The organism is uncultured Thiodictyon sp. (assembly GCF_903828115.1).
Lineage (GTDB): Bacteria > Pseudomonadota > Gammaproteobacteria > Chromatiales > Chromatiaceae > Thiodictyon.
In genome coordinates this window covers 1-6322 of sequence record NZ_CAIKKU010000558.1, presented here as the reverse complement: position 1 = coordinate 6322, position 6322 = coordinate 1, and the positions used below count along the sequence as shown (strand labels likewise).

The window sequence follows — 6322 nt, the reverse complement described above, 5'->3', positions numbered from 1 at the left end:
GGTCAAGGACAAGGCCCAAGTTGGTCGCAAGGCCGTCAACATGGCTGCGCAGCCACCTCTGCGCGAAAGCGAAACCGCCAATTGGAACTTCTTCTACAACCTGCCCGAGGTTGATCGAAGCCTGATGAGTTCATCTACGATCAAGAATTCGCAGCTGCTGCAGCCGTTGTTTGAATTCTCCGGCGCTTGCGCCGGCTGCGGCGAAACTCCGTATGTCAAACTTGTCTCGCAGCTTTTCGGTGATCGCGCCATCATTGCCAATGCCACCGGCTGCTCATCGATCTATGGCGGCAACCTGCCGACCACCCCCTACAGCAAGAACCCGGACGGCCGGGGCCCGGCCTGGAACAACTCGCTGTTCGAGGACAACGCCGAATTCGGGCTGGGGATGCGGCTCGCGGTCGACAAGCAGGTGGAGCAGGCGCGGGAACTGATCAAGACGCTGGCCGAGCCGATCGGCACCGAGTTGGTCGAGGCCCTGCTCGCCGCGGATCAAAGCACCGAGGCCGGGATCTTCGAGCAGCGCGAGCGCGTCGCGCTGCTCAAGACCCGCCTGGCCGGGATCGACCGGATCGAGGCGCGCATTCTGGAGGGGATTTGCGAACAGCTCGTCAAGCGCAGCGTCTGGATCATCGGCGGCGACGGCTGGGCCTATGACATCGGCTACGGCGGCGTGGACCATGTCCTGGCCTCCGGGCGCAACGTCAATCTGCTGATCCTGGACACCGAGGTCTATTCCAATACCGGCGGCCAGAACTCCAAGTCCACGCCCATGGGCGCGGTCGCCAAGTTCGCCGCCGGCGGCAAGGCGTCCTTCAAGAAAGACATGGCGATGATGGCCATGGCCTATCAGAACGTCTATGTCGCCTCGGTCGCCTTCGGCGCCAAGGACGTGCAGACCGTGCGTGCCTTCCTGGAGGCCGAGAGCTATGACGGCCCCTCGGTCATCATCGCCTATGCCCCCTGTATCGCCCACGGGGTGGATCTGTCCAACAACCTGCGCCAGCAGGACCTGGCGGTCAACTCCGGCCATTGGGGCCTGTTCCGCTATGACCCGCGGCGCTCCGCCGCCGGTCAGAATCCGCTGCTGATCGACAGCAAGGCGCCGAACATCCCCTACCGGGACTTCATCAACACCGAGACCCGCTTCTCGGTGCTGACCCGCACCCACCCGGATGCCGCCGAGCACTTCCTGCAACTGGCGCAGAAGCATGTGAAGACCCGCTTCCAACTCTACGAACAGCTCGCGAGCCTGGCGGTGCAAGAGGCGGGCGTCACGGAAGGGGCCAAGCCCAAGGAATAAGAAAACCAACCGCAAAGGCGCGAGGCACGCGGCACTTGCCGGTGACAGGCGCGGCACCCCTGGGACTGACCCAGGCCCGGCGCCCCACCGGCCGCGCACCGCGCCGCCCTCGCGCCCTTTGCCGCCCTTGCGGTCAACCCTCTATCACACCCACTTCGGAGCAATTGCCGTGGACCTGACTACCAAATACCTGGGCCTCGACATCAAGAATCCCCTGGTCCCCTCCGCCTCGCCGCTCACCCGGAGCATCGCGATGGCGCGTGAATTGGAAGACAACGGCGCCGCTGCCGTCATCATGTGGTCACTCTTCGAGGAGGCGGTCACCGCCGAATCGGAATCAATGGTGCGCTTCCTCCACCACCAGGACACCGGCTTCGGCGAGGCCGAGGGCGGCTTCCTGCCCGCCTGGAGCGACTTCGACAACGGTCTCGATCTCTATCTGGAGAACGTCCGCCGCCTCAAGGAGTCGCTGGCCATCCCGGTGATCGCGAGCCTCAACGGCGTCACCCCCAGCGGCTGGATCAGCGCGGCCAAGGACCTGCAGCAGGCCGGGGCCGACGCACTCGAACTCAACGTCTATTACATCGCAGGCGATATCGGGCAGACCGGGCCCCAGGTGGAAGACCGCTATCTCAGCCTGCTGCGCGAACTGCGCGGCCAGGTCGCGCTGCCGATCAACATGAAGCTCTCCCCGGCCTTCAGTTCACTCGGCAACACCATCAAGCAGATGGCCGCCGCCGGGGCCAACGGGGTGGCGCTGTTCAACCGCTTCTACCAGCCGGACATCAGCATCGAGGGGCTGCGTCTGCAGCCCAGCCTGCAGCCCTCCACCTCCGCCGATGCCCTGCTCGCCATGCGCTGGATCGCCATCCTCTACGGGCGCATCGACGGACTCTCGCTCGGCGCCACCGGCGGCGTGCATACGCCCGAAGACGCCATCAAGCTCCTGCTGGCCGGGGCCGACGTGGTCCACCTGTGCAGTTCACTGCTCAGCCGCGGACCCGGGCACCTGTCCCATATCCTGAGCGGCATCACCGAGTGGATGGAGGAGCAGGGCTTTGAATCGCTCGACGACTTCCGCGGCCGGGTCAGCGCGCTCGCCGTGCCCAACCCCGCCGAATTTGAGCGGGCGAACTATGTGAACGTCCTCGACAGCTTCAGCTTCTCGGCGGGGGTGATGGTTTAGCAGGCGGCGGCGCCGGCGGTTGCAGGCGGTACGATAGGGATGGGTCGCCGCCGCCTTAGGGACCGCGCACAGCGCGGTCCCTGCAACGTTCCTCTTTTAGTTGGTCACAACTGACGACCGCCAGACCCAATCCGGCTGGAGACAGCGCCCATGACAAATAAAGACCTGCTTGCGCAAGCCTTGACGTTGCACCCTGAGGATAGATTCCAGTTGGTGGAAGGTATCCTGAAAAGCCTTGATGAACCTGATCTGTCGCTGGATGCCATCTGGGCCGAAGAGGCCGAGAAGCGGATTCAGGCGTACCGGGAAGGTCGCCTGGAGGTCATCGCGATGGAGGATATCTTCCGGGACGAAGCTTCAGCCGGTTCGGTCGGCCGTCGGGCCGACCCCCAAACCGGCCCGGCCGCACCGCGGCCCCGCGGTTGTCGTTACGCGGCGCCGTCTGACTGCTACACTTAGCCAATCTATGTTAGCTAAGCATCAGAAAACCCCATGATCCAGGTCAATATCCACGAGGCCAAGACCCAACTCTCCAAGATCATCGACCAGGCCTGCCGTGGTGAGGAGGTCGTGATCGCCAAGGCCGGCACACCCGTCGTGCGCCTCACCCCCATCGCGCCCCGCCCCAGCCGTCGGCAATTCGGTGCGCTGAGCGGGAAAGCCAAGGTCGACCAGCGTTTCTTCGAGCCCTTGCCGGAGGATGAACTGCGTGCCTGGGAATAGGCCACCTGAGGACAGACCGCCGCCCTTGCTGCTCGACACCCACGCGCTGCTCTGGTGGCTCGACGGCAACCAAGACCTGTCGCATCCAGCGCGGCAGGCAATCGGCGAGGACCACCGCGTGGTGTTCGTCAGCGCCGCGTCCGCGTGGGAGATCGCGACCAAGGTGCGCATCGGCAGACTCCCCGACGCGGTGCATGTGGCCGAACATTTCGCACAGATCCTTGACGATCAGGCGTTTCGGCAACTGCCGATCACCATTGAGCATGCACGCCGCGCCGGACTCATGCCCGGCGCGCATCGCGACCCGTTCGACCGGATGCTGATCGCCCAAGCCCAGATCGAGGGACTCATCCTGGTCAGCAACGAGACCCTGTTCGATCACTTCGGCGTGCAGCGACTCTGGTAGCATTCGCCCATCGACAACCGCGTCGAAAACATACCGGCGTCTGACCCTTATTTCTGACGGTGCTTGAACAGATCCAGGCCGCCCTGCTGCCGGCGGATGCGTTTAGCGCACTTTATGACTCACCCATGAACCGCGCCGAACGCATCTTTCGACTGCACGCCCTGCTCGATGACAAACCGCGCCCGCTCGCGCGGCTGGGGAGTTCCGGGGACAGGGGAGTTCCGGGGACAGTTTCCTTATCTCTCCGCTGGCCACGCCGACCGAATTGAGTAAACTGTCCCCGGAATTCCTGCGGATACGCTTGGCGGGTACCCTGAATATGTTCTCCGCGATGCTGCGGGCATGATCATCCGACAACCGCCGGCCGCATCCTCGGATTCAGGTTTGCATAAACGGATCTCCCGACTGATCCTGGGTCTGATACTGTCCCAGCGCCACCCGGACCGGCGCCCGCAGACCCTCGCCGTAATACATCGCCTCATATTTTGGCATCTGCTTGATCCGGTCCGCGTAGAGCGCCACCCGGTCGGAGGCGGCAAAGGTCTTGGCGATCAACTTGGCGTCGGCGTCGTTCAGTCGCAGGGCCAGATAATTCGCTATCGCGGTGAACAGCGAGGGATCGAAGTCCTTGGCCTCCTGGGAGGCGACGACGAAGGCGATGCCATATTTACGGCATTCCTTGACCATGGTCGCGAGCAGCTTCAGGCGCGCGGCGCGGTGGGCCTCGTCGAAGATCACCGCGTGCGTAATGCGCTGCTGCACCCCTCGCCGGAACATACCCTGGTAGAGGTTGTAGAGCACGAAGGTGGCGAAGGCGCGCTGCAGATAGTCGTTCTGAGTGCCGTGGATCTGGATCAGGGCCGGTCGTGTCTGATCGAACAAAGTCGGCGCGCCGATGCCGGGGACGGCCGCGAACAACCCATAGTCATCCAATTCATTGAGTCGTGTCAGCAGCCCCTTGTCCGGCTTGTCCTCGGCGCGCAACCGCTCCAGAAAGGTGTGAAACGCCGGCGTTTCACCACGTTGGCCCGGTGCCCAGCCTTGGTCCAGATAGCTCTGCTTGAGCGCGTCGCGCAGTCGACCCAACTGGACATCCCCCAGGTCGGGAAAGATCGCGGCAAAGATGTCGCGCAACATGCCGGCGTTGTCCAGATAGGCGACGGGGCCGTCGCCGACCACTTCCATCGGATTGAAGCCGAGCCCGGCGTAGCGGACCACCAGTGGCTGCTGCGGCAGGTGCAAGGCCAGCTTCTCGTCGATGTCTTCGTGGTAGGAGAAGACGATCGGCGTCACGCCTTGGGCGTCAAGCTGGATGCAGGTGTTGATCAGGCTGGTGGTCTTGCCCATCCCCGGCAGGCCCAGGATCATCAGGTGCGGATTGGCTTGGATGATCGGGTGCCAATACAGCGGATCATCGCCGGGGTGCTGATGGCCGAGCAGCACGCTCGCCGCGCCGACCGGCGGCGGTCCGGCCGCGGTCTGGATTGCCGGAGCGGACCTTGGCGGCCCGGACCTATCATCGGGCTCGGGCTCGGTCTCGGCCTGACTCGGCGGCGCATCGTCATGCAACGCCGGATCCTGCGGTGCCGAGGCCTCGCCCGTCGACCACGCTGACCCGGTTGGGGTCGCGGCGATGTCCTCCTGCAATGCAAGGACGGCCGCGCCGGATTCAAACGCCGAGGCGTTGGTCGGCGTCTCGGGGTCGCCAGAATCACCCGGCCCGGCGTCCACTGGCGCCCGCCCCGGCTCCGGCAGCATTCCGGCCCCGAACAGCCACAGGTCCGCATGGCCGAGTTGCTCGATTCGCGCCGGCTGTGCCCCGCCGTATTCAGGGCAGAAAACGAATCCCAACCGGCCCAGATCGAGCAGGTCCGGTGGGTCGATCTCCTTGCGGACCAAGCGGTCGATCTCGCGCATCAGCCGCGTATAGGCCGCCGCGGTGAGACCATGCCGGCGCCCCTTCTTCGCATAGAAGCGCAGGATGCGCGCCAGCCATGCCCGGTTGACGGTCTGCTCCAGGGTCGAGGTGCGCGCGCCGAAGAGACTATGCCAACGCTGGCAGGACGCCTCGAGCTGACGCTCCATCGCCGCGACCAGATCAGCCGCGCGGGCGGTCTTCAGATAACGGCGGAACTTGACCTCGATGAAGGTCGCCGCGAGCCCGCCGTCGGCGCCGGCCGTCACATACAGCAAGTCGGCGCGCTCATCGCCCTCCTGCCCCGGTTTTGCAGGCTTGCGGAACAGTTCCGGCACGTCGTCCACCGGGATCAGAAAGCCCTCGGCCAACGCCGGCCACACCGGATGGTCGACCGCGGCGCGGCTGCACTGCCCCTGCACCAGCGCAATTGCGATCATTTGCTGTGTCGTCGTGCCCGCCCCTGCCAGGCGCAGCGCCAATCGGCCGCTCACCGCCTTCAGCGCATCCAACAGGGAACGGCAATTGCGCGGGCTGGCGGACAGGCCCATGTCGCCCAAGGCGGTATCGAGCAGCCCGACCACCTCGTCCAGGTTGCTGGTGGAGGTGATCAACTGCATGAAGCCCAGGTCGTCGCGCTCCGGCACGCAGTCGATGACGTAGGCGTCGTAGACCGTCGGCAGCTCATGCGGAGAGTCGAAATACTCCATCCCGGCATTGCGGTCGGCGGTCATGACCCAATCGCACAGGTGGTGCAGGTCCGCGAGCAGGTCGGCCTGTTCCGGGCTT

5 protein-coding genes and 1 pseudogene are annotated in these 6322 nt (G+C 64.8%); 5 read left to right on the top strand and 1 reads right to left on the bottom strand.

Annotated features, from left to right (window positions below; all coding sequences use genetic code 11):
- From QZY48_RS20780 to QZY48_RS20760, 5 genes and pseudogenes are all read left to right on the top strand, one after another.
- Window positions 1–1303: pseudogene (locus QZY48_RS20780) on the top strand (thiamine pyrophosphate-dependent enzyme); the annotation flags it as partial.
- 169 nt (window positions 1304–1472) lie between these two features.
- Complete coding sequence (locus tag QZY48_RS20775) at window positions 1473–2489, top strand: dihydroorotate dehydrogenase-like protein (protein ID WP_295434748.1); 1017 nt, start codon at window positions 1473–1475, stop codon at window positions 2487–2489.
- A 150-nt stretch (window positions 2490–2639) separates the two neighbouring features.
- Complete coding sequence (locus QZY48_RS20770) at window positions 2640–2948, top strand: addiction module protein (RefSeq protein WP_295434746.1); 309 nt, start codon at window positions 2640–2642, stop codon at window positions 2946–2948.
- A gap of 33 nt (window positions 2949–2981) precedes the next feature.
- Window positions 2982–3212, top strand: coding sequence for a type II toxin-antitoxin system Phd/YefM family antitoxin (locus QZY48_RS20765; protein ID WP_295434745.1), 231 nt, complete (start codon window positions 2982–2984; stop codon window positions 3210–3212).
- Between the two features lie 25 nt (window positions 3213–3237).
- Entirely contained in the window at window positions 3238–3618 is a 381-nt protein-coding gene (locus QZY48_RS20760; protein WP_295434743.1) for a type II toxin-antitoxin system VapC family toxin, read from the top strand.
- 378 nt (window positions 3619–3996) lie between these two features.
- On the opposite strand, the gene QZY48_RS20755 is transcribed toward QZY48_RS20760, so the two are convergent.
- On the bottom strand, window positions 3997–6322 hold a 2326-nt coding region (locus tag QZY48_RS20755; RefSeq protein ID WP_295434742.1), incomplete at its 5' end, for a hypothetical protein.

What these genes read in the sequence shown, in the direction of transcription:
- QZY48_RS20770 (WP_295434746.1), top strand. Translation starts at nt 2,640, where the DNA reads ATGACAAATAAAGACCTGCTTGCGCAAGCCTTGACGTTGCACCCTGAG.
- QZY48_RS20765 (WP_295434745.1), top strand. Translation starts at nt 2,982, where the DNA reads ATGATCCAGGTCAATATCCACGAGGCCAAGACCCAACTCTCCAAGATC.